17 protein-coding genes are annotated in these 20,779 nt (G+C 72.3%); 5 read left to right on the forward strand and 12 right to left on the reverse strand.

Going from position 1 to position 20,779, the window contains the following annotated elements; genetic code table 11:
- The 4 genes from kdpB to BK819_RS03315 are packed head-to-tail and all read left to right on the forward strand — an operon-like array spanning position 1 to position 6,018.
- Positions 1-2,169, forward strand: coding sequence for a potassium-transporting ATPase subunit KdpB (gene kdpB / locus BK819_RS03300; protein ID WP_071327840.1), 2,169 nt, complete (start codon positions 1-3; stop codon positions 2,167-2,169).
- Positions 2,170-2,189: 20 nt separating this feature from the next.
- Positions 2,190-2,795, forward strand: a complete 606-nt coding sequence (gene kdpC / locus BK819_RS03305) for a potassium-transporting ATPase subunit KdpC (RefSeq protein ID WP_071327841.1) — start codon at positions 2,190-2,192, stop codon at positions 2,793-2,795.
- Complete coding sequence (locus tag BK819_RS03310) at positions 2,792-5,350, forward strand: ATP-binding protein (RefSeq protein ID WP_071327842.1); 2,559 nt, start codon at positions 2,792-2,794, stop codon at positions 5,348-5,350. The genes kdpC and BK819_RS03310 overlap by 4 nt, the downstream gene beginning before the upstream one ends.
- Complete coding sequence (locus tag BK819_RS03315; protein WP_071327843.1) at positions 5,347-6,018, forward strand: response regulator; 672 nt, start codon at positions 5,347-5,349, stop codon at positions 6,016-6,018. Before BK819_RS03310 ends, BK819_RS03315 begins: the two co-directional genes overlap by 4 nt.
- Here the strand turns inward: BK819_RS03315 and BK819_RS03320 are convergent.
- Positions 6,015-6,830, reverse strand: coding sequence for a TspO/MBR family protein (locus BK819_RS03320; RefSeq protein WP_071327844.1), 816 nt, complete (start codon positions 6,828-6,830; stop codon positions 6,015-6,017). The genes BK819_RS03315 and BK819_RS03320 overlap by 4 nt on opposite strands.
- An 85-nt stretch (positions 6,831-6,915) precedes the next feature.
- The gene (locus tag BK819_RS03325; RefSeq protein ID WP_071327845.1) at positions 6,916-7,482 is read right to left on the reverse strand and encodes a TetR/AcrR family transcriptional regulator; all 567 of its coding nucleotides are present in this window, start codon (positions 7,480-7,482) and stop codon (positions 6,916-6,918) included.
- 95 nt (positions 7,483-7,577) lie between these two features.
- Between BK819_RS03325 and BK819_RS03330 the strand changes: the two genes are divergently transcribed.
- Positions 7,578-8,420 (forward strand): alpha/beta fold hydrolase, encoded by an 843-nt coding sequence (locus tag BK819_RS03330; RefSeq protein ID WP_071327846.1) that lies wholly within the window; start codon positions 7,578-7,580, stop codon positions 8,418-8,420.
- 69 nt (positions 8,421-8,489) lie between these two features.
- Here the strand turns inward: BK819_RS03330 and BK819_RS03335 are convergent, their stop codons facing one another.
- The 10 genes from BK819_RS03335 to BK819_RS03380 all read right to left on the reverse strand — a co-directional run bounded on the left by BK819_RS03335 (position 8,490) and on the right by BK819_RS03380 (position 20,751).
- Positions 8,490-10,568, reverse strand: coding sequence for an iron ABC transporter permease (locus tag BK819_RS03335; protein ID WP_083391635.1), 2,079 nt, complete (start codon positions 10,566-10,568; stop codon positions 8,490-8,492).
- Positions 10,565-11,596 carry an iron-siderophore ABC transporter substrate-binding protein gene (locus BK819_RS03340; RefSeq protein ID WP_071327847.1) on the reverse strand — a complete coding sequence of 344 codons (1,032 nt, stop codon included), beginning with the start codon at positions 11,594-11,596 and terminating at the stop codon, positions 10,565-10,567. Before BK819_RS03340 ends, BK819_RS03335 begins: the two co-directional genes overlap by 4 nt.
- 24 nt (positions 11,597-11,620) lie before the next feature.
- On the reverse strand, positions 11,621-12,460 hold the full coding sequence (locus BK819_RS03345; RefSeq protein WP_071327848.1) for an ABC transporter ATP-binding protein: 840 nt from the start codon (positions 12,458-12,460) through the stop codon (positions 11,621-11,623).
- Between the two features lies 1 nt (position 12,461).
- Positions 12,462-13,415, reverse strand: coding sequence for a siderophore-interacting protein (locus tag BK819_RS03350; RefSeq protein ID WP_071327849.1), 954 nt, complete (start codon positions 13,413-13,415; stop codon positions 12,462-12,464).
- Positions 13,405-14,205, reverse strand: a complete 801-nt coding sequence (locus tag BK819_RS03355; protein ID WP_071327850.1) for an ABC transporter ATP-binding protein — start codon at positions 14,203-14,205, stop codon at positions 13,405-13,407. Before BK819_RS03355 ends, BK819_RS03350 begins: the two co-directional genes overlap by 11 nt.
- Complete coding sequence (locus BK819_RS03360; protein ID WP_071327851.1) at positions 14,202-15,275, reverse strand: iron chelate uptake ABC transporter family permease subunit; 1,074 nt, start codon at positions 15,273-15,275, stop codon at positions 14,202-14,204. Before BK819_RS03360 ends, BK819_RS03355 begins: the two co-directional genes overlap by 4 nt.
- On the reverse strand, positions 15,272-16,315 hold the full coding sequence (locus tag BK819_RS03365) for an iron ABC transporter permease (RefSeq protein WP_071327852.1): 1,044 nt from the start codon (positions 16,313-16,315) through the stop codon (positions 15,272-15,274). The genes BK819_RS03360 and BK819_RS03365 overlap by 4 nt, the downstream gene beginning before the upstream one ends.
- 32 nt (positions 16,316-16,347) lie before the next feature.
- Positions 16,348-17,373: an iron-siderophore ABC transporter substrate-binding protein gene (locus BK819_RS03370; RefSeq protein ID WP_071327853.1), complete on the reverse strand. Its 1,026-nt coding sequence runs from the start codon at positions 17,371-17,373 to the stop codon at positions 16,348-16,350.
- Positions 17,374-17,606: 233 nt separating this feature from the next.
- A complete protein-coding gene (locus BK819_RS03375; RefSeq protein ID WP_025104028.1) occupies positions 17,607-17,810 on the reverse strand; it encodes a cold-shock protein in 204 nt (67 codons plus the stop codon).
- 73 nt (positions 17,811-17,883) lie between these two features.
- On the reverse strand, positions 17,884-20,751 hold the full coding sequence (locus BK819_RS03380) for a helix-turn-helix transcriptional regulator (protein WP_177173780.1): 2,868 nt from the start codon (positions 20,749-20,751) through the stop codon (positions 17,884-17,886).
- Positions 20,752-20,779: the final 28 nt, after the last annotated feature.

Consider the following 20,779-nt stretch of genomic DNA (forward strand, 5'->3'; position numbering starts at 1 on the left):
ATGACCCTCCTGACCACCCCTCCCGAACAGCAGGACGCCCCCGCCGTCCCGGCCCGCCCGCCGCGTTCCTTCAGCGGCGCCCAGCTCGCGCAGGCGCTCCCCGGCGCCCTCCGCAAGCTGAACCCCGCGACGCTCGTGCGCAACCCCGTGATGCTCCTCGTGTGGGTCGGCGCCGCGTTCACGACCGTCCTCGCGATCGCGGAGCCCTTCCTCGGCGGACCCGCCCCCTCCGGCGGCACTCCCGTCCCGGCGGCGTTCACCTGGGGCATCGCGATCTGGCTCTGGCTGACCGTGTTCTTCGCGAACGTCGCGGAGTCGGTCGCCGAGGGGCGCGGCAAGGCGCAGGCCGCGAGCCTGCGGAACACCCGCACCCAGACGATGGCGCGGCGGGTGGTGGGCCCTTCGACAGGCTCAGAGACCCAGGAGCCCGAGACGGAGACGGTGTCGTCGGCGGAGCTGCAGCGCGACGACCTCGTGATCGTCACCGCAGGCGAGCTGATCCCGGGCGACGGCGACATCGTCGCGGGCATCGCCACCGTGGACGAGTCGGCCATCACCGGCGAGAGCGCCCCCGTCGTCCGCGAATCCGGCGGCGACCGCAGCGCCGTCACCGGCGGCACCCGGGTGCTGTCCGACCGGATCGTCGTGCGCATCACGTCGAAGCCCGGCGAGACGTTCGTCGACCGCATGATCGCCCTCGTCGAAGGGGCGAGCCGGCAACGCACCCCGAACGAGATCGCCCTGAACATCCTCCTCGCGAGCCTGTCGATCGTGTTCGTCGTGGTGGTCCTCGCGCTGAACCCGATCGCGTCGTACGCGGCGTCGCCGGTGAGCATCCCCGTCCTCATCGCCCTGCTGGTCTGCCTCATCCCGACCACGATCGGCGCGCTCCTCTCCGCGATCGGCATCGCGGGCATGGACCGACTCGTGCAGCGCAACGTGCTGGCGATGTCGGGGCGGGCGGTGGAGGCCGCGGGCGACGTCACCACACTGCTGCTGGACAAGACCGGCACCATCACCCACGGCAACCGCCGCGCCCACACCGTGCTGCCGCTCACCGGAGTGGACGCCGCCGAGCTGCTGCGCACCGCCGCCCTCTCCTCCCTCGCCGATCCGACGCCGGAGGGCGCGTCGATCGTCGAGCTCGCCGCCGCCCAGGGGATCCGGGTCGAGGCCCCGGCGGATGCCGTCGTCGTCCCGTTCACGGCGCAGACGCGCATGAGCGGTCTCGACCTCGCCGACGGCACGCAGATCCGCAAGGGCGCGGCCTCGGCCGTGGCGGCCTGGCTGGGTCAGACCCCCGATGACGAGCTCACGACCCTCACCGACGACGTCGCCTCGGGCGGCGGCACGCCCCTCGTCGTCGCGGTGCAGGGCCCTACGACAGGCTCAGGCCCTTCGACAGGCTCAGGGACCCATCCTGTGGAAGCGCGGATCCTCGGGGTCGTGCACCTCAAGGACATCGTCAAGGACGGCCTGCGCGAGCGGTTCGACGAGCTGCGCAGCATGGGCATCCGCACGGTCATGATCACCGGAGACAACCCCCTCACCGCGAAGGCCATCGCGGCCGAGGCCGGCGTCGACGACTACCTCGCCGAGGCCACGCCGGAGGACAAGCTCGACCTCATCCGCCGCGAACAGGAGGGCGGGCGCCTCGTCGCGATGACCGGGGACGGCACGAACGACGCCCCCGCACTCGCCCAGGCCGACGTCGGCGTCGCGATGAACACGGGCACCTCGGCGGCCAAGGAGGCGGGCAACATGGTCGACCTCGACTCCGACCCGACCAAGCTCATCGACATCGTCCGCATCGGCAAGCAGCTGCTCATCACCCGCGGCGCGCTGACGACGTTCTCGCTCGCGAACGACATCGCGAAGTACTTCGCCATCATCCCGGCGATGTTCATGGGCGTGTTCCCCGGACTCGCGGCACTGAACATCATGCAGCTGCACTCGCCGGCCTCGGCGGTCACGAGCGCGATCATCTTCAACGCCATCGTGATCGTGTTCCTCATCCCGCTCGCGCTCCGCGGCGTGACCTACCGGCCGGCGAGCGCCTCGCAGATCCTGCAGCGGAACCTGCTCGTCTACGGCCTCGGCGGCGTCATCGCCCCGTTCGTGGGCATCAAGCTCATCGACCTCCTCGTCAGCCTCCTCCCCGGCTTCTGACCGGGCTCGAAAGGAACGCCATGTCGTCCACCACCCGCACCACGATGCGCACCGCCGGTGTCGCCGTCCGCGCGATGCTCGTCCTCACCCTCGTCCTCGGCGTCGGGTACACGCTGCTCGTCACCGGCATCGGCCAGCTCCTCCTCCCCGCCCAGGCGAACGGCTCGATGCTCCCCGGCGACCGGGGCAGCGCTCTCATCGGGCAGTCCTTCACGGATGCCGAGGGCGAGGCCCTGCCGGAGTACTTCCAGTCCCGCCCCTCGGCAGCCGGCGACGGGTACGATGGGGCGTCGTCGGGCGGCAGCAACCTCGGGCCGGAGAATCCCGACCTCGTCGCCGCGATCGCCGAACGGAAGGCCGAGATCGCCGCGAGGGAGGGGGTCGATCCGTCCGCGGTGCCCGCGGACGCCGTGACCGCGTCCGGTTCCGGTCTCGACCCGCACATCAGCGTCGCGTACGCCCTGCTCCAGGTGCCGCGGGTGGCCGCCGCCCGCGACCTGCCGGAAGACGAGGTCCGGGCGCTGGTGGAGTCTAGGATTCAAGGGCGGGACCTGGGGTTCCTCGGCGAGGAGCGCATCAACGTCGCGGAGCTGAATCTCGCACTCGACGACCGGGAGGGTGCATGAGCGCAGAGCGGCCGCCGCGCCCCGCGACGGACCGGAACCGCCGCGGGCGACTGCGCGTCCTCCTCGGTGCCGCGCCGGGGGTCGGGAAGACGTTCGAGATGCTCGCCGAGGGCCGGAGGCTCCGCGACGAGGGCCGCGACGTCGTCATCGCGATCGTCGAGACCCATGGTCGTGCGGCCACGGCCGCCCTGACCTCCGGACTGCCCGAGGTGCCGCGCCGGGAGGACGCCCACCGCGGGGTCGTCCTCTCCGAGCTCGACCTCGACGCGGTGCTCGCTCTCAGCCCGGAGATCGCGCTGGTGGACGAGTTCGCGCACACGAACGCCCCCGGCTCGCGGAACCCGAAGCGCTGGCAGGACGTCGAGGAGCTGCTGGACGCGGGGATCGACGTCGTCACCACGGTGAACGTGCAGCACATCGAGTCGCTGAACGCGGTCGTGGAGAAGATCACCGGCATCGCCCAGCGCGAGACCATCCCGGACGCGGTCGTCCGCGCCGCCGACGAGATCGAGGTCGTCGACCTCGCACCGCAGACGCTCCGCGACCGCCTCGCCGCCGGCCTCGTCTACCCCGCGGAGCGCATCGACGCCGCGCTCTCGCACTACTTCCGGCTCGGCAACCTCACCGCGCTGCGGGAGCTCGCCCTGCTGTGGCTCGCCGACGAGGTCGACAGCGCGCTCCGCACCTATCGCGCCGAACAGGGCATCGCCGGAGCGTGGCAGGCACGCGAACGCGTGGTCGTCGCCCTCACCGGCGGCCCGGAGGGCGAGACGCTGCTGCGCCGCGGGGCCCGCATCGCCGCCCGTTCCGCCGGCGGGGAGCTGCTGGCCGTGCACGTGACCGCCCAGGACGGGCTGCGCGACGAGACCCCCGGCGCCCTCGCTGCGCAGCGCTCCCTCGTCGAATCGCTCGGCGGGACCTACCATCAGGTCGTCGGCGACGACATCCCGGCGACGCTGGTGGAGTTCGCCCAGGGCGCCGACGCCACGCAGCTCGTGATCGGCGTGAGCCGCCGCGGCCGCCTCGCCGCCGCACTCACCGGACCGGGGATCGGTGCCGAGGTCATCCGCCGCTCGGGCGACATCGACGTGCACATCGTGACCCACGCCGCGGCGGGCGGCCGTCTCGCCCTTCCCCGCATCACCGGCGGTGCGCTCGGCTGGCGGCGTCAGGCCCTCGGCTTCGGTGTGGCCCTCGTGTTCGGCCCGCTGCTGTCGTGGCTGATGTTCACGTTCCGCAGCCCGGAGTCGATCACGGCCGAGGTGCTCGCCTACCAGCTGCTCGTCGTGGTCGTCGCCCTCATCGGCGGCATCCGGCCCGCCGTCTTCGCCGCCGTGCTCTCCGGCATCACCCTCGACTTCCTCTTCGTCGCCCCGCTGTTCACGATCACGATCGCGCACCCGCTGCACGTGCTCGCCCTCACCCTCTACGTCATCATCGCGATCCTCGTGAGCCTCATCGTCGACCAGGCCGCCCGCCGAGCGCGGACCGCGCAACGGGCGACCGCCGAGGCGGAGCTGCTCGCGGCCGTGGCCGGGAACGTGCTCCGCGGCGACAACGCCGTGCTCGCCCTCGTCAGCCGCACGCGGGAGGCGTTCGGGCTGAGCGGGGTGCGGCTGCTCACCCCGTCCGGGGACGTGCTGGCGAGCGACGGCGAGCCGGTGCCGGACGGCCGCGCCACGACCATCCCGGTCGGGGTCGCGTCCGGTGGGGGCCCGCGGGCCGTGCTGGAGCTCAACGGCGAGCCGATCGCCGGTCCGGAGCGCCGCCTGCTCGACGCGATCGTCGCCCAGCTCGCCGCCGCCATCGAGCACACCGACCTGCGAGCCACGGCGCGGGAGGCGGAGGCCCTCGCCGAGACGGACCAGGTGCGCAGCGCCCTGCTCTCCGCCGTCAGTCACGACCTGCGACGGCCGCTGGCCTCGGCGGTCGCGGCGATCGGCGGCCTCCGCGGCGCGCACGGCCTGTCCGCCGAGGACCGCGCGGAGCTGCTGGAGACCGCGGACGAGAGTCTCGCGACCCTCTCCACCCTCGTCACCGACCTCCTCGACGTGAGCCGCGTGGAGGCGGGGGTGCTCGCGGTCTCGGCTCAGCGGATCGACGCGGCCGGCCCCGTGCTCGCCGCCGTGGACGAGCTCGGCCTCGGCCCCGCCGACGTCGAGCTCACGCTCGACCCCGACCTCCCGCCGCTCCACGCCGACCCGGTGCTGCTGCAGCGGGTGCTCGTGAACGTGCTCGCCAACGCCCACCGGCACGCCCCCGAGGGCAGCCGTGTGCTCGTGTCGAGCAGTCGGCTGGGCGATCGGGCAGAGCTCCGGATCGTCGACCGCGGCGAGGGCATCGCGCCCGAACGACGGGATGCGATCTTCCAGCCGTTCCAGCGCTTCGGCGACACCGACAACACGACCGGGCTGGGGCTCGGACTCGCCCTGTCGCGCGGATTCACCGAGGGCATGGGCGGTAGCCTGACACCGGAGGACACCCCCGGGGGCGGACTCACCATGGTCATCTCCCTGCCGCTCGCAGGGACCGCCGACACGGAGGGCACGGAGTGAAGCTCCTCATCGCCGACGACGACCCCCAGATGGTGCGGGCGCTGCGGATCACCCTCGCGGCGCACGGCTACGAGGTCGTCGTGGCCGCCGACGGCGCCGCCGCGATCGCCGCCGCGGCGCAGACCCATCCCGACCTCATCATGCTCGACCTCGGCATGCCCCGGCTCGATGGCATCGAGGTGATCCAGGCCCTCCGCGGCTGGACGAACGTGCCCATCATCGTCGTATCGGGGCGGACGGGCTCGGCCGACAAGGTGGAGGCGCTGGACGCCGGGGCGGACGACTTCGTCACGAAGCCCTTCCAGGTCGACGAGCTCCTGGCCCGGCTGCGGGCGCTCTCCCGCCGCGCGATCGCCGCGAACGGGGAGTCCGTGGTCGCGTTCGGGGACGTCGTCGTCGACCTCGCGACGAAGACCGTGACCCGTGCCGGCACCCGCGTGCACCTCACGCCGACCGAGTGGCGGATGCTGGAGCACCTCGCGCGGCACCCGGGCGCGCTGGTGACCCGGCAGGATCTCCTCAAGGAGATCTGGGGCAGCGCGCAGGTGTCCGACTCCGGCTACCTCCGGCTGTACATGTCGCAGCTCCGCAAGAAGCTGGAGCAGGAGCCCTCGACGCCCGTGCACCTGCTCACCGAGTCGGGCATGGGGTACCGTCTGGTCCTCTAGCGACCGAGCGGGGCGCGGTCGCGCGTGCCGGCGAGGCGACGCCGCCGGAGGACCGCCACGACGCCGACGACGACGAGCAGGACCGCGACGATGATCGCGGTGACGGCGGTGGGCGTGCTCTCCGGCTCGCCCGTGAGACGCCCGATCGCGAGCCACCTCAGCCCCCAGGCGGTCGCCAGCGCCGGGGCGAGGCGGCCGGTGAACCAGGCCGATGCGGCACCGATCACCAGCACGACGACGAGCACGGCGACGGCCCAGGCGTCGGGGGCATCCGCCCCGATCTCCGGGACGGTCTGCGTGAGCCAGGCGGCGGTGTTGGCGACCGTCGCGATCGTGACCCAGCCGAAGTGCAGGCCGTTCGCCCCGTCGGTGAGGAGGCGGTCGGCGAGGGTGCGCGTGGGGAACCGGCCGAGGAGCACGATGATGCGCGCGAGCGTCGCGAGCAGCAGCCCGATCACGAGCACGGTGAGCCACAGCGTCAGGTACCGCGCCGTCACCAGCCAGAGGCCGTTGAGAACCATCGAGAGGGCGATCCAGCCGCCGACCGCCTGCTGACGCTCGTCCTGTCGCTGCGCGGGGAGAGCCTGCCACACGGTGTAGGCGAGGAGTCCGAGGTAGATGAGCGACCAGATCGAGAACGCCGGTCCCGCGGGGGCGAGGTACGACCCCTGGGCCGAGAGCGCACCGTTCTGCAGCTCGTCGACGGAGTCACCCCCGAACGCGCCCGCGCCGATGGCCGCGGCGATCAGCATGAACGCGGCGGCGGCGATCACAAGGCTCTGGCGGGCGATGCCCTTCGTCGAGGTCTCCATGCCCGCACCCTACGCGGGGTGAGCTCGGAAGGCAGTGGCCTTGACAGGGTCCCACCCTTTCGCTAACCAAGTTAGCGAATGGGCATCAGGCCGGAGCGAGGGCGGCGTCGATCAGGACCTCGGCGGCGCGGCGTGCGTGCACGGCAGCCTCCGGATCAGCCCCGATCGCCGCCGTGCTCTGCGCGCCCTCCGCGAGGAGAGAGAGCTGGGCGGCCAGCCCCGCCGGGGCACCGGTGGCCGCGACGAGCTCCGCCATGTACTGCTGGAACGAGGCCTTGTGCGCGCGGACGATCGCGGCGACCTCGGGGCTCGTCCCCCCGAGCTCGCCGAACGCGTTGATGAAGGCGCAGCCCCGGAACCCGTCGCTGCAGAACCAGTCCTCCAGGTAGCCGTAGACCGCGAGAAGGCGGGCCCGCGGGTCGTCGCCGCTCTGTGCCACCGCCGCCGTGAGCCCCTGCTCCCACTCGGCGTGCTTCCGGGCCAGCACCGCCGCGACGATGTCGGTCTTCGCCGGGAACAGCGAGTACACGCGCCGCAGCGACACGCCGGCGGCGGACCGGAGCTCGTCCATTCCGACCGCCGCGTAGCCCTTGCGGTAGTAGAGCTCCTCCGCGGCGGAGAGGATGCGTTCGCGCGCCTCGTCTTCGGTCATGTCCAGAAGTCTACTTGACACGAGAACGAACGTTCTCTAGATTGATCACATCAGGCGAGAACGATCGTTCTCACCGGCACCGAAAGGAACACATCATGGGTTACATCACCGTCGGCACCGAGAACACCACCCCGATCGAGCTCTACTACGAAGACCAGGGCAGCGGCCAGCCCGTCGTCCTGATCCACGGCTATCCGCTCAACGGGCACAGCTGGGAGCGCCAGACCCGCGAACTCCTCGCCCAGGGGTACCGCGTCATCACCTACGACCGCCGCGGCTTCGGGCAGTCCTCCAAGGTCGGCTCCGGCTACGACTACGACACGTTCGCCGCCGACCTGAACACGGTGCTCGAGACCCTCGACCTCCGCGACGTCGTGCTCGTCGGCTTCTCCATGGGCACCGGCGAGCTCGCCCGCTACGTCGGCCGCTACGGCCACGAGCGCGTCGCGAAGCTCGCCTTCCTCGCGTCGCTCGAGCCCTTCCTCGTGCAGCGCGACGACAACCCCGAGGGTGTGCCGCAGGAGGTCTTCGACGGGATCGAAGCTGCAGCCAAGGACGACCGCTACGCCTGGTTCACCCAGTTCTACAAGGACTTCTACAACCTCGACGAGAACCTCGGCACGCGCATCAGCCAGCAGGTCGTCGACGCGAACTGGAACCTCTCGGTCACCAGCGCCCCGGTCGCCGCGTACGCCGTGGTCCCGACCTGGATCGAGGACTTCCGCGACGACGTGAAGGCCGTGGCCGCCGCCGCCAAGCCCACCCTGATCCTGCACGGCACGAAGGACAACATCCTGCCGATCGACGCGACCGCCCGACGCTTCCGTCAGGCCGTCCCCGGGGCCGAGTACGTCGAGGTCGAGGGCGCCCCGCACGGCCTCCTCTGGACCCACGCCGACGAGGTCAACGCCGCGCTGACGCAGTTCCTGGCCCGGTAACCCCGTTCGAATCGCCTGAATGGCCCCATTTCCCCCGGAGATGGGACCATTCGGGCGATTCGAAGCGGGTCAGCGGGAGCGCCAGAGCAGCCAGACGAAGTACGGGGCGCCGATCAGCGCGACCACGAGACCCGCCGGAAGCTGCGCGGGGGCGATCACCGTCCGGCCGATCGTGTCCGCGATGCCGACGAGCAGCCCGCCGAGGAGCACCGCCGTCGGGATCACCCGCGAGTGCCGTGCGCCCACCAGCGCCCGCGCGGCGTGCGGCGCCACCAGCCCCACGAAGCCGATGACCCCGATCGCCGTCACGCTCAGCGCCGCGAGGACGGCCGCCACCAGCAGCAGCGTCAACCGGACGGGTTCCAGCCGGATGCCGACCAGTCGCGGCGTGTCCTCGTCGAGCGACAGCACGTCGAGCTCCCGACGGCTCATCACCACGAACGGCACCGCGATCACGAGGACGATGGCCAGCGGGATGACCTGTTCCCACACCCGGCCGTAAGTCGTCCCGGAGAGCCAGGTGTAGATCTTCGGGGTGTCCCACGGGTTCGACCGCAGCAGGAGGAAGGTCGTAAGGGAGACCGTGAAGTACGAGACCCCGATGCCGATCAGCAGGAACCGGTCCGCGTTCAGGCCGCCCCGCCACGACAGCAGGTAGACGAGGGCGAAGGCGAGCAGCGAGCCCGTGACGGCCCCCACGATCATCCCGCCTGCCGACGACGTGATGCTCGTGATCACCAGCACTGCACCGAGACCGCCGCCGCCGGTGACGCCGAGGATGCCCGGATCGGCGAGCGGGTTGCGGCTCACCCCCTGGATCACGGCGCCGGAGAGGGCGAGCGCGGCGCCGGCGACCACGGCGGCCACGATCCGCGGCGCCCGCTCGTCGAGGGCGAAGGCGATGGGCGCGGGAGCCTGCCCCTGCAGCCACAGCGCGATGTCGCCGGTCAGCAGCCAGGTGTGCCCGGCGAGCAGCCCGAGCAGCAGCACCCCGACCACGCCGAGGGCGACGAGGGCGAGGGTGATCCGGAAGCGCAGGCGGCTGCGCACCCCGAAGCGCACTCGCGGAGGCTCGCGCGTGGGTCCGGCGTCGCGGAGGCGTCGGGCCATGAGCACGAGCACGATCGCGCCGAGCAGCGTCGTCGCGACGCCCGTCGGGATGAGGATCGCGGCCTCCGCGCCGATCAGCGCGCGCAGGAGGGCGTCGGAGAGGATGACGACGAGGGCGCCGAGGAGCCCCGACGCAGGGATCAGGAGCACATGGCGGTTCAGGCTCGGCACCACCCGCGTCAGGAGCCGCGCGAGCACCGGCGCGCACAGGCCGACGAAGCCCATCGGCCCGGCAAGCGTCACCGCGACCGCCGTGAGGGTGACAGCGAGGAGGATCCCGATGGTCCTGGTCGACCGGATCGGCACGCCGAGCGACGAGGCGGTGTCGTCCCCCAGGGACAGGATGTCGAGGCGCCGCGCGAGCACGAGGGCCAGCACCGTGACGACCACGACGACCGGAGCCGCCTGGAGGAACGCGGTGAGTCCGAGCTGCGACAGGCTCCCGCTTCCCCAGGCGAGCAGTCCCTTGGTCTCCTCGTCGAACAGGATGAGCAGTGTCGAGGTCGCGGCCTGGAAGGCGAGCGCGAGCGCGGTGCCGGCGAGGATGAGGCGGGTCGTGGACGACCCCGCCCCTCCGGCCAGTCCGAGCACGATGCCCGCGGCGACGATGCCGCCCGCGAACGCCACCGCCCCGGAGGCCCACACCGGCACGGCGATCCCGAACGCGGCGAGCGCCGTGACGGCGAGATAGGCCCCGGCGGTCACGCCGAGCGTGTCCGGCGACGCGAGGGCGTTGCGGGCGAGGGACTGCAGCAGGATGCCGGCGACCCCGAGGGCGATGCCCACCGCGACACCGGCGGCGAGCCGCGGCACCCGCGACCCCCAGAGGACGTCGGCGTCGGCGAACACCGCGCCGCTCGTGCCCTGGGTGAGGTGCCAGCAGGCGACCGCGACCAGCACGACGGCGAGCGCGATGAGCACACCGACGCCCGTCCACACCGCCGGTTTCCGACCCTCCGCCCCCACGCGGACGGCGGACGCCGGGGCGTCGGGCTCCGCGGTCGCCGTCGCGTCGTCGAGGCGGAGGGTCTCCGTCACTTCGAGAGCACCTCGAGGTAGCCGTCGATGATCTGCGCGGTCGAGCGCGGGCCGCCGAAGGTCCAGATACCGGCCGGGAACGCGGTCAGGCGGTCCTCCGCCACCGCGGGGAGCGAGGTCCAGGCGGGGTTGTCGGCGAGGGCGTCGACGAAGCTCTCCGAATCCGGATCCGCGGTGCCGGTGTAGAAGAGGTTCGCGTCGCCGACCGTGGTCATGCCCTCGACATCGGTCTGCCCGAGGCCGTACACGGGGTCGACCTCGCCGGTCCAGGCGTTCGTCAGCCCGAGCTCCTCGCCCACCTCGCCGACGAGCGAGCCCTGGCCGAACGGACGCAGCGCCACGTTGCCGCCGTCGACCCAGCCGTCGAAGAACACGAAGTCGGTCGTGGCGAGGTCGCGGTCGGCGAGCTCGGCCTTCGCGGTGTCGAGGTGCTCCTGGAACTCCTCGGTGACGACCTCGGCGCGCTCCTCGCGACCGGTGACCTGCGCGATGAGGTCGAAGGTGTTCAGCATCTTGGCGATCGGGTCCTTCGCATCGGCGCCGATCGTCGCGAGCACGGGCACGTCGTAGGCCTCCAGCTGCGCGACGATGGGGTCGTCCGCGGCCCTCACCTCGACGATCACGAGGTCCGGGTCGGTGCCGAACAGCGTCTCCAGGTTCGGCTCCTGACGGGTGCCCACGTCGACGACGCCCTCCGGCAGCTCCTCCGCGGTGACCCAGGTGCTGTAGCCCTCGGCGTCGGCCACCGCGACCGGCGTCACGCACAGCGACAGGGCGTCCTCGATCTGCTGCCACTCGAGCACCGCGATGCGCTCGGCCGGCTTGTCGAGCTCGACCGTGCGGCCGAGGTCGTCGGTGACGGAGACCGCCCCGGTCGAGGTGCTCGTGGCGTCGTCCGTGCAGTCCGCGCTCGTCGAGGTCGGGGAGTCCGATCCCTGGGCGGACGGCGTCTGCGTGGTGCCGCAGCCGGCGAGCGCGAGGGTGAGGGCGCCGCCGAGGGCGAGCACGGCGAGGGAGGTCTTCTTCATCGGTGGTTCCTTCAGAGGTCGGGATCAGGAGGCGGAAGGAGTGCGGAGGCGACCGTGGTGGCGGCCGCGCGGACGCACCCGCACCAGGCCGGTCTCCTCGTCGAGGGCGGTGTCGATGCGCAGGCCGTACACGTGCGACAGGTTCTCGCCGGTGAGGACCTCGGCGGGCGCCCCCGCCGCGTGCACCCGGCCGCGGTGCATCAGCACGACGTCGTCGGCGACCGAGGCGGCGTGGTCGAGGTCGTGCAGCACGACGCCGAGCGCGGTGCCGTGGTCGTCGGCGAGCTCCCGCACCAGGTCGAGGGTCTCCACCTGGTAGCGCAGGTCGAGGTGGTTGGTCGGCTCGTCGAGCAGCAGCACCCCGGTGTCCTGGGCGAGTGCGGTCGCCAGCCAGACGCGCTGCAGCTCGCCGCCGGAGAGCTGGTCGACCGGACGGGCGGCCATCGCGGACAGCCCGGTGAGGGCGAGGGCACGCGCCACGGCGGAACGATCGGCGTCGCTCACGCCGGAGAAGCGTCCGCGGTGCGGGTGCCGGCCGTAGGCGACGACGTCGGAGACCTCGATCCCGGAGGGGTGCGGCCGGGACTGCGAGAGCATCGCGACGGTCTTCGCGAACTCCTTGGCGGAGAGCGTGGCGGCGTCGCGCGACGCCGCGCCGCCGATGCGCACGGTCCCGGCCTCGATGCGGTGCAGCCGCGCGAGGGCGCGGAGGACGGTCGACTTGCCGCTGCCGTTCGGTCCGATCAGCGCGGTCACCCGGCCCGGCGCGAGGCGCAGGGAGACGTCGTGCACGACGCGCGTGCGGCCGTAGCCGAGAACGAGGGATTCCCCCGCGAGGCTGTGGCGATCGATGGCGTCGGTCATCTCAGCCCCGCATCGCGACGCCGCGGCGCCAGTAGCCCATGAACGCGACCTGCGCGCGGTCGATCCCGAGGTCCTTCACGAGGTGCCGACGCAGCGTCGTCACGACACCGCTCTCGCCCGCGATCCAGAAGTAGCGGCCGGCGGCGTCGTCGGGCGCGATCTCCTCCCCCAGGCTCGAGTACTCGGGGGTCTCCCAGAGGAGGTCCTCCCCCTCGATATCGGTGACGCGGATCTCGTCCCCGGCATCATCGTCGCCCAGGTGCTCGAGCACCGCGGGGATGAGTCGGAGGCCGTGCGGCTCGCCGGCGTCGCGCGGCAGCCAGTGCACGTCCACCCCGTCCGGCGCGTCGATCGCGAGCACGTCAGCGGGCGACGGCACCTCGATGAACGCCGTGCCGCGGAGGTCGCGCGGGGCGTCCTCCAGGATGCGGGCGATGGCGGGGGCCGCGGTCTCATCCCCGACGAGGACCACCGAGGTCGCCACCCCCGGCGCGTACTCCGCTCCGCCGTGCGCCACGACGCCCCGACGCGGGCCGACCAGCCACAGCTCCTGGCCCACCGCGGCCGTGCTCGCCCACCGAGAGGCCGGACCCGTGAGCCCCGGCTCCAGGTGCAGCACGAAGTCGATGTCGACCTCGGTGCGGCCGTCGTCGTCGACCCGCAGGTCCCGGACGGAGTAGGTGCGCATCGAGCCGCGCTCCTCCTCCGGGACGGCCAGGTACGAACCCCACCAGTCGTGCGTCGACCGGTCGATCTCGGCGAGCACGCCGGACGCGGGCGGGAAGACGAGCTTGACCCGGCTGTCGTACACCTCCCCTGGCGTCCCCAGCTCGCTGAGCTCCTCGCCGCCGAGCGTCACCCGCACGAACGACGGGGAGACGCGGGAGACGGCGCGCACCTCGGCGCGGGTGAGGATGTAGGTCGGGCGCTCGGTCGTGGTGGATTCAGCGGACATGATGCCTTCCGATGGGGGTGACCATCGGCTTGCCGGAGACCGGGTCGATGGTGATCTGGTTGGGGAGGCCGAAGACCTCCTGCACGAGCTCGGCGGTGACGATCTCCTGCGGGGCGCCGGTCGCGTGCACGCGGCCGTCCTTCATGGCGACCAGCTCGTCGGCGTAGCGCGCGGCGAGGTTGAGGTCGTGCAGCACCATGACGATCGTGGTGCCGCGGGCGACGCTGAGGTCGGTGAGCAGGTCGAGCACCTCGACCTGGTGGGCGACGTCGAGGAAGGTCGTCGGCTCGTCCAGCAGCAGGATGTCGGTCTCCTGCGCGAGGGCCATCGCGATCCAGACCCGCTGCCGCTGGCCGCCGGAGAGCTCGTCCACACTGCGGTCGGCGAGGTCGCTGATGCCGGTCGCGTCCAGGGCGTCGGCGACGACCTCGTAGTCGTGCGCGCTCCACCGCGACAGCGCCCGCTGATGGGGATGACGCCCGCGACCGACGAGGTCGGCGACGGCGATGCCCTCGGGGGCGACGGGCGACTGGGGCAGGAGGCCGAGGATGCGCGCGACCTCCTTCGTCGGACGGGCGTGGATCGACTTCCCGTCGAGCACGACCTCCCCGTCCCCCGGGGACAGCAGGCGGGCGAGGGCGCGCAGCAGCGTCGACTTGCCGCAGCCGTTCGCGCCGACGATCGTGGTGATCTTCCCCGGCGCGATCTGCAGGTCGAGGCCCTCGACCACGGTGCGGTCGCCGTACGAGAGGGTGACCCCCTCGGCGGACAGGCGGTGGGCGGCGGTCACAGCGAGCCTCCGGTGCGGTTGGTACGGATGAGCAGATAGATGAGGTACGGCGCGCCGACGACGCCGGTGACCACGCCGACCGGGTAGCGCGCGCCGAGCGCGAACTGGGCGATGAGGTCGCCGCCGAGCACGAGCACCGCCCCGACGAGACCGCTGGGCAGCAGCAGCGTGGCGCCGGGACCGGTGAGCCGCGCGGCGATGGGTCCGGCCATGAACGCAACGAACGCGATCGGCCCGGTGGCGGCGGTCGCGAAGGCGAGGAGGGCCACGGCACCGAGGATGAAGACGAGGCGCGTGGCGGTGACCCGCACGCCGAGCCCCGCGGCCGAGTCGTCGCCGAGCTGGAGCGTGCCCAGCGCCCGCCCCTGCGAGAGCAGCACCGGCACGAGGATCGCGGCGGCGATCGCCATCGGCAGCACCCGCTCCCAGGACGCGTTGTTGAGGCTGCCGGTGAGCCACTGCATCGCGGTCTGGATGTCCCAGTTCGCAGCCCGGGACAGCAGGTAGGAGATGACGCTCTGCAGCATCGCCGCGACGCCGATCCCGATCAGGATGAGGCGGGTGCCCGCGAAGCCGCCCTTGATGGCGAGGAGGTAGATCGCCAGCGCCGTCACGAGGGCGCCGACGAGCGCGAGGAGGGAGACGGCCGGGCCGTTGAGCGAGAGCACGACGATGCCGAACACCGCGGCGGCGCCGGCGCCGTTCGAGATGCCGATGATGTCCGGCGAGGCGAGCGGATTGCGCAGCATGGTCTGGAAGGTGACGCCCGCCATGCCGAACGCGAGGCCCGTGAGGATCGCGAGGACCGCACGGGGGAGCCGCAGGTCGCCGACCGTGAACGAGGCGCCGGGCACCGTCTCACCGAGGATCACGCGGATGACCTCGTCGAGCGGGTAGAACGTGTTGCCGACCATGAGCGCCACCGTGAACAGCACGATCACGACGACCCCGAGGGCGAGGGTGACCACCGCGTGACGGCGGTGGCGTGCCCGGCGACCGGCGATGATGCGCGCGGTGCGGGCGGCGGCGGACTCGTCGCCGCGGACGAGGGTGTGCTCGGTCGTGCTCACAGCTCCCGCACCTTCTGCCGGCGGACGATCCAGATGAAGAACGGCGCCCCGATGATCGCGGTGATGATGCCGACCTGGATCTCCTCGGACGACGGCGAGATCACGCGTCCGACGATGTCGCTCGCGGTGAGCAGCGCGGCGCCGGCGAGGGCCGAGAAGGGCAGCAGCCACCGGTGGTCGGTCCCCACGAGCATCCGGCACATGTGCGGGACGATGAGCCCGACGAACCCGATCGGCCCCGCGATGGCCGTCGCCGCGCCGGCGAGGATGACCGCCCCGAGCGCCGACAGCATCCGGGTGCGCAGCACGTGCTCGCCGAGACCTTTGGCCATGTCGTCGCCGAGCGCGAGGGAGTTCATCCCCCGGGCGCACAGGAAGCAGATGAGGGCGCCGACCGCGAGGACGGGAGCGGTGATCGCGATCCGGGGCCACTCCGCCCCGCCGACGCCGCCGATCTGCCACGACTGGAACGTCTGCAGCAGGTCGACCCGCGGCAGCATGACCGCGCTGATGAGCGAGGCGAACGCAGCGGAGGTCGCCGCCCCCGCGAGGGCCAGCTTGAGCGGCGTGGCCCCGCCGCGGCCGAGGGAGCCGACGGTGTACACGAAGACGGCCGCCGCCGCGGCGCCCACGATCGCGAAGGCCATCTGCCCGTAGGGGTTGCTCAGCCCGAAGAACGCGATGCCGAGGACGACCGCGAACGAGGCGCCGTTCGAGACCCCCAGGATGCCGGGGTCGGCGACGGGGTTGCGCGTGACGGCCTGCATGGTCGCTCCGGCGAGGGCGAGGGCCGCCCCCACGAGGAGCGCGAGCACGGTGCGGGGGATGCGCTTGACGACCGCGGCCTGGGCGATCGTGTCGGTCTGGCCGGAGAGCGCCGCGAGGATGTCGTCGAGCGTGACCGCGCGCACCCCGAACGACACCGAGAGCACGACGAGCACGAGGATCACACCGACTCCGGCGAGCAGCCAGAGGGTGCGCACCACCGTCGGACGCCGCAGGGTTGCGGCGTCCGACGCGAGGACGGGTGCTGGGATCACGACGGCTCTCCGCTGGGGGGCGGACGCGGAGCTTACTTCGCGAGCGGCGCGGCGAGGATGGCCAGGTAGTCCTCGAGACCCCACGGGATCGACAGCGCCGACGGGTTCGCCGATGCGGCGATGGGGGTGGCGTCCGGGAGGATCGCGACGCGGCCCTCCGCGATGGCGGGGATCTTCGACAGCAGCGGGTCGGCCTGCAGCGTGGCCAGGGTGGAGTCGTCGCCGTAGGTCACCAGCACGTCCACGTCGTCGAACTTCTGCGCCTCCTCGGCGCTCACCTGGAGGTAGAACTGGTCGCTGTCCGCGTTCTCCTCGACGATCGCGGGGAGCGGCAGGCCGAGGTCGTGCAGGTACCCGGGGCGCGTGTCGGCCGCGGTGTAGTAGCCGATCTGGCTCAGGTCGCTCGGGTCGAAGTAGGCGAAGAGCACCCTCTTGTCCTTCAGGATGCTGTACTTCTCCAGGGCGGCGTCGGCGTCGGCGTGCAGGTCCTCGATCAGGGACTCGCCCTCGGCCTCGAGCCCCAGGGCCTTGGCGTTCATCTCGACCATGTCGTCGACGGACGTGCCCCACGCGACGTCGGGGTAGGCGACGACCGGGGCGATCTTGGAGAGCGTGTCGTACTCCTCCTGCGTGAGGCCGGAGTAGGCGGCGAGGATCACGTCGGGCTCGGTGTCGGCCACGGCCTCGTAGTCGATGCCGTCGGTCTCGTCGAAGAGCACCGGGGTCTCCCCGCCGAGCTCGTCGAGCTTCTCCTCGACCCACGGGAGGATGCCGTTGTCGTCGTCGTCGCCCCAGGTGGCCTTGCTCATGCCGACCGGGACGATGCCGAGGGCGAGCGGCACCTCGTGGTTCGCCCACGCGACGGTCGCCACGCGCTCGGGCTTCTCGTCGATGGTCGTCTCGCCGTAGACGTGCTCGATGGTCACGGGGAACGCGTCGTCGGAGGCCGGGTTGCCGCCGGTGGTCGCGGTCGACTCCGGCGCGGAGGACGAGCAGGCGGAGAGCGTCACGGCGAGCGCGGCGGCCGCGCCGAGGGCGAGGAGTCGAGAGGTGCGCACAGGCGTTCCCTTCGGGATGGGAGATGGGGTGTCGACGCGAGAGCGTCCGGCCTTTGGTAAGCCTCGCCTAATCTAACACGGAGGTTAGGGCGCCCTCACTCCCGTTTCGAATCGCTCACCTTGCCCCATCCGGCGCCCAGATGCCGCAAAGTGGGCGATTCGAAAGTGCCGGGGCAGCGAAAAGCCGGCCGGACCCGTACGGATCCGGCCGGCTTCAGGAAGTCAGCGCACGCTCAGAGAGCGCGGATGTTCGCCGCCTGCATGCCCTTGGGGCCACGCTCAGCGTCGAATTCGACCTTCTGGTTCTCGCGGAGCTCCTTGAAACCGGAGCCGGCGATAGCCGAGTAGTGGGCGAAGAGGTCTTCGGTGCCGTCATCGGGAGCGATGAAGCCGAAGCCCTTCTCTGCGTTGAACCATTTCACAGTGCCAGTGGCCATGTGTTTTCTACTTTCTGTTGACCGGCCGCTCACGCGGCCTGCACCATGCCGATGATCCGACATGCATGCTCGGTCACGCTACCACGGCGGACTGACGGGCCTCCCCTTCTTCGGCCGCGCGATGGGCGAGCGCCGCCTCGGTGCGCGTGCTCACGCCGAGCTTCCGCAGCACCGCCGAGACGTGGACGCTCACGGTCTTCACGCTGATGAACAGGCGCTCCCCGATCTGGCGGTTGCTCAGCCCCTCCGCGATGAGGGCGAGCACCTGCCGTTCTCTGGCCGTCAGCTGCTCCGTGGCGGCGACCTCGCGGGGCCCGGACGACCGCAGCCCGGCCGCCTCGCCGAACCGCGCCAACGTCTGCTGCAGCGGCACATGACCGAGCCCCTCTGCAGTCGTCGTCGCCGCGGCGAGCAGGGCAGCCGCCTCGGCGCGCTCTCCGGCGGCGACGTGCAGCCGGGCGCGCTCAAGCCGCAGCACCACGCGGAAGGTCGCCGGAACGTCGTCGCCGTCCGCGCGGCTGAGCGCCTCGTCGACCGCGCCCGGACCCGGGTCGAGCAGGGCATGCAGCACCGCCGACCACGCGTCGTCCTGGAGTTCCGGCGGCTGCGCCTCCCACGCCTCCCGGACCGCCGCGACCGTCGCTCCGACGTCGGCGCCGCCCGCCCGCAGCGCCGTCACGAGAGCACCCGCCTCCAGAAGCAGCCGCCGCTGATGCAGCAGTGCCGGCCTGTCGTCGCGCAGCATCTCCCCGATCACGTCGAGCGCGCCGCGCAGGTCGCCCCGGCTCTCTGCCACGGCGACCTGCATCGTGATCCGGTCGTACCAGATCTGCCGCTCCGAGACCCCGGTCTCCTCGAACGCCGGGAGCCACTCCTGCAGGGTCTCCGCCGCCTCCGCCGCTCGACCTCGCCAGGCGAGCACCCGCACCCTGGTCATGCTCACGTACATCCGGAACACCCGCAGCGTGCCCTGCCGGAAGTCCCGGGCGAGCATGTCCTCGACCTGACCGATCTCGCCGAGCTCGAGCAGCGGCACGATCATGTTCTGCGCCATGATCGAGCCCGAGGTGCGCTCGACGCGGAGCTCACGGGCTCGCCGCAGGCCCTCCTCCGCGACGGCGACCGCCTCCCGGTAGCGGCCCAGCAGCGTCAGCAGGTCGGAGTAGTTGACGCGGTAGCGCATCTCCGCGGTCGATCCGGCGGCGAGGTCGCGCGCCCGTCCGTACTCGCGCACCCCCTCCTCGACCCGGCCGAGGTGGGCCAGCGAACCGCCGCGGACGTTCGCCGCGATCGAGAGCTGATCCGTCGTGGACGCGCCCGCCGCGCGACGCTCGGCCTCGTCGGCGAGCCGGATAGCCTCTTCGCGGTCGCCCGCGATCATGCGGCGACTCGCGAGCTGGTTCAGCAGTTCGGCGCGGAACACGTCGTCGTCGACGCGCTCCGCGAGCGCGAGCGCCTCCTGGAGGAGCGGGATGGCCCCGAGGCGACCGAGGTTGACGAGGTACAGCGCCTTGTTCCGCAGCAGCCGCGCGTGCAGCCGCGGGTCGACCGCCGCCGGATCGACCTCGCTCAGCGCGACGTTGGCGACCGCCAGGGCCCGCTCGCCGTCGCCGGCGTTGCGCAGGACGGAACCGAGCACATGGAGCAGGTCGAGGCGTGCGAACCCCGTCGCCTCCGTCGCGTCCGGCACGAGGGGCCAGAGTTCGAGGACGAGCTCGCCGAACCGCGCCGCGCTGGCGAAGGCGTACTGGGCCTTGGCCTGGCGCATGGCGTCGGCGGCGGCCGCGATGGCACGACGGTCGTCCTGTGCGAGCTGCCAGTGGTACGCCAGGGCCGCCGCGTCGTCGCCACCGCCCTCCTCCAGCGCTTCGGCGTAGGCGCGATGCAGGCGTGCCCGCTCGCCCGGCAGCAGATCGTCGTGCACGGCCTCGCGCAGCAGCGCGTGCCGGAACCCGTAGTCGTCTTCGCCGACGACGATGATGCCGCTGCGCACGGCCTCGCGGACGGCGTTCTCGACGCGATCCTCCGGGAGTTCGACGAGGCGCAGCAGCAGAGGATCCGTGAGCGGTCGCTCCGCGCCGGACATGACCTGCACCACGCGGCGCGCGTCGTCCCCGAGGCGGTCGAAGCGGGCGAGAAGGAGGTCGCGCAGGCTCTCCGGCAGGGGCCCCTGGGCGCACCCGGCGATCTCCTCGACGAAGAAGGGCACGCCCTCGGCACGCACCTGCAGCCGCTCCAGCGCCGTCGCCGTCGGTGCGCGGCCCGTGATCTGGGCCACGAGCTCGCCGACCGCATCGTCGTCGAGACGCGACACCGTCATCCGCTCGAGCAGTCGCGCGCGCGTCGCCTCGCCGATGAAGCGGCTCACCGCATCGCCCCGGCGCACGTCGTCGGTGCGGCACGTGATGAGCAGCAGGAGCCGGCCGTGGTCGAGCGTGCGGAGGAGGAAGGAGAGGATCGCGAGCGTGGAGTCGTCGGCCCAGTGCAGGTCTTCGATCAGGACCACGTGCGGCGCCAGCTCCGTGGCGGCCTCGATGAGGGACGCGATCGCGTCGCGCAGGCGTTCGGGACTCGTGCGGTCGCGGGGCGCGGGTGCGTCGACGAGTTCGGGCAGCAGCATGCCGAGCGCCTCGACGCCCACGCCGACCGCCTCGCGCACGCGGTCCGCGCCCATGCGCTCGACGATGGAGCGGAGGATGCCGGCGAGCGGCCCGAACGGGGCACGCGAGGTGCCGAGGTCGAGGCACCACCCGACGTGCACGTCGGCAGCATTGGCGACCCCGGTGGCGAACTCCCGCACCAGCCGGGACTTGCCGATCCCCGCCTCCCCTTCGACCAGCAGCGCGGCGGGCACGCCGTCGCGCACGCCGTCGAACAGGCGGCGCATCTCGGCGAGCTCGGCGTCACGCCCGACCATCGCGGCGGTGGGGGCTGGGGCCATGGACCCATCGTGCCACTCCCCACGGACA

The organism is Microbacterium sp. LCT-H2 (assembly GCF_001866135.1).
In the GTDB taxonomy this organism is placed as follows: Bacteria; Actinomycetota; Actinomycetes; order Actinomycetales; family Microbacteriaceae; genus Microbacterium.

Coding starts and splice junctions, on each gene's coding strand:
- kdpB (WP_071327840.1), top strand. CDS start 1: ATGACCCTCCTGACCACCCCTCCCGAACAGCAGGACGCCCCCGCCGTC.
- kdpC (WP_071327841.1), top strand. CDS start 2,190: ATGTCGTCCACCACCCGCACCACGATGCGCACCGCCGGTGTCGCCGTC.
- BK819_RS03310 (WP_071327842.1), top strand. CDS start 2,792: ATGAGCGCAGAGCGGCCGCCGCGCCCCGCGACGGACCGGAACCGCCGC.
- BK819_RS03320 (WP_071327844.1), bottom strand. CDS start 6,830: ATGGAGACCTCGACGAAGGGCATCGCCCGCCAGAGCCTTGTGATCGCC.
- BK819_RS03325 (WP_071327845.1), bottom strand. CDS start 7,482: ATGACCGAAGACGAGGCGCGCGAACGCATCCTCTCCGCCGCGGAGGAG.
- BK819_RS03330 (WP_071327846.1), top strand. CDS start 7,578: ATGGGTTACATCACCGTCGGCACCGAGAACACCACCCCGATCGAGCTC.
- BK819_RS03340 (WP_071327847.1), bottom strand. CDS start 11,596: ATGAAGAAGACCTCCCTCGCCGTGCTCGCCCTCGGCGGCGCCCTCACC.
- BK819_RS03345 (WP_071327848.1), bottom strand. CDS start 12,460: ATGACCGACGCCATCGATCGCCACAGCCTCGCGGGGGAATCCCTCGTT.
- BK819_RS03350 (WP_071327849.1), bottom strand. CDS start 13,415: ATGTCCGCTGAATCCACCACGACCGAGCGCCCGACCTACATCCTCACC.
- BK819_RS03375 (WP_025104028.1), bottom strand. CDS start 17,810: ATGGCCACTGGCACTGTGAAATGGTTCAACGCAGAGAAGGGCTTCGGC.
- BK819_RS03380 (WP_177173780.1), bottom strand. CDS start 20,751: ATGGCCCCAGCCCCCACCGCCGCGATGGTCGGGCGTGACGCCGAGCTC.